A 2,338-nucleotide genomic window follows, 5' to 3' on the forward strand; every position below is an offset into this window, starting at 1 on the left:
GGACCAGCACCTCGTAGAAGACCGCGCGCTTGTACCACTGGGGGTCGGCCGAGACGAAGTCCTCGGCGACGGACTCCGGGGAGGGGGAGGGGAGAGCTGCTGCGGATCCATCGCCAGCGCCTCGCGCGGCGAGATCCCGAAGAACGCGGCGTCGAAGTCCCCCGCGTCGTGGAGGAAGCCTCCGGGATGGTCCGCGGCGAGGGCACCCATCCGCCAGCCACGGTCGGCGGGCAGCGCCGACACGGCGTCCACACCGGCGTCGACCAGCCGCCACAGGCTTTCCGGGGAGTCGATCCCGCCCGGGTAGCGACAGGCCATCCCGATGATCGCGATGGGCTCGTCGGCCATCGGAGGAGAGACCACCGGTTCCGAGGGCGGGGATCCGGAACCGGTGGCGGCTGTGGACCCCAGGAAGGCGGCGAGTCTCGCCGGGGTGGGGTGGTCGAAGAGAACGGTGGCGGTCAGCGCCGGCCCGGCGGCCGAATCAAGCCGGGTGGTGAGCTCGACGAGCATCGCGGAGTCGAAACCGAGCTCCTTGAAGGGCAGGCCGAGATCGATCCCATCGGGGTCGTACGTCCCGAGGACCGCCGCGCACGCGTCGCGGACCAGGTCCAGCGGACTGCCGGGGCCGGGCCGCCGAACGGCGTCCGGCCCGTCCGGCCTCCCGTCGGCCGCCGGTGCCGATCCTGCCCGCGGTCCCGCTTTCTCCCGCTCTCGCTCCTGGCCGGGTTCCTCCAGCCAGTGGCGGTCACGCTGGAACGCGTACATCGGCAACTCGACCCGGGAACCGGCGGGGAGGAACCTCTCCCAGCCGACCTCCACCCCGTTCGCGTAGAGCTCGGCGATCGAGGTCATCACGCGGGAGATCCCGGCGTTGTGCTTCTGAAGGGTGCAGACGGCCACCGCCGGACGGTCGGCGGTCCGCGCGTTCTCGTGGATACTGCCGACCAGTACCGGGTTCGGGCTCACTTCGATGAAGAGACCGAACCCGTCGGCCAGCAGCCGCTCGACCGCGCCCTGGAAGTCGACCGGCCGGCGCAGGTTGCGGTACCAGTAGTCACCGTCGAGCTCCGCCGTGTCCAGCGGGGCGCCGGTAACCGTCGAGTAGAAGGAGATCGCCGAGCTGCGCGGCCGGATCGACGCCAGCAGCGGTGCCAGGCGCTCCTCGATCTGCTCGACGACGGAGGAGTGCGAGGCGTAGTCGACGTTGACCCGGCCCATCTGCACCGTGTCCGCCCACTCGGCCCTCATCTCGGCCAGCGCCTCGTTGTCCCCGGACACCACCACGGAGGACGGGCCGTTCACGACGCCGACGGACAGGCGGCCCGCCCAGCGGGCCAGCTGCTCCTCCACGACCTCCGGAGGGAGTCCCACCGAGACCATGCCGCTCCTGCCGGAGAGGATCTCGGTGATCAGCTTCGACCTGGCGGTCACGAGCCGGGCGCCGTCCTCCAGCGACAGCGCGCCCGCGACACACGCGGCGGCGACCTCCCCCTGCGAGTGGCCCACCACCGCGGCCGGTTCCACGCCGTACGACCGCCACAGCGCCGCCAGGGAGACCATGATCGCCCACAGCACCGGCTGGATCACGTCGGCGCGTTCCCTGGGCGGGCTGCCGGGTTCCCCCCGCACGACGCTCGTCAGCGACCAGTCGACGAACGGCGCCAGCGCCGCCTCGCAGTCCGCCATGGCGGCGGCGAACACCGCCGACGAGTCGAGCAGCTCCACCCCCATCCCGGCCCACTGCGATCCCTGACCGGGAAAGACGAAGACCTGCTGGCCGGGGCGTTGCCATACGCTGGCCAGCGGCGTGGTGTGCTGACCGAGCCCGAAGACCAGCCGCATCTGATCGAGGCGCTCCACCCGGTCGGAGAGCACGCCGCCGGAACTGGACTCGACGTCGGTCCTGCCGCGCACCAGCCCCGGCGCGGAGCGCCCTTCCGACAGCGCGTCCAGCCCGTGGAGCAGTTGCTCGCGTCCGTCCCCGATGACGACCGCCCGATGGCGCAGACCGGCCCGCGTCGTCGCCAGCGAGAAGGCCACGTCGCCGGTCGAGAGGTCTTCCCGTTCCCTGACGTGGCGGGCGAGCCGGGCCGCCTGTGCCCGCAGCGCGCTCTCGGTGTGGCCGGACAGCGGCCAGGACACCGGTGACGGCGTCTCCGGCTCGGGCCGTTCCTCGATGCCCTCGGGTACGGCGACCCCACTCCCGGTCACCGGGACAGGGCGGGTGCGCTCCGGGGTGGAGGTCAGCACGACATGGCAGTTGGTGCCGCCGAGGCCGAACGACGAGACGCCCGCGACGATCCGGTCGTCACCGTCACCGTGGCTCACCGGCCAC

Annotated in this window: 1 protein-coding gene; it reads right to left on the minus strand. The window is 72.3% G+C overall.

The window, feature by feature from the left end:
- A partial coding sequence (locus ABZ260_RS50115) for an acyltransferase domain-containing protein (protein WP_355632765.1) occupies positions 1 to 2,338 on the minus strand: 2,338 nt, incomplete at both ends.

Origin of the sequence: Streptosporangium sp. NPDC006013 (assembly GCF_040614275.1) — a bacterium.
Classification (GTDB): domain Bacteria; phylum Actinomycetota; class Actinomycetes; order Streptosporangiales; family Streptosporangiaceae; genus Streptosporangium.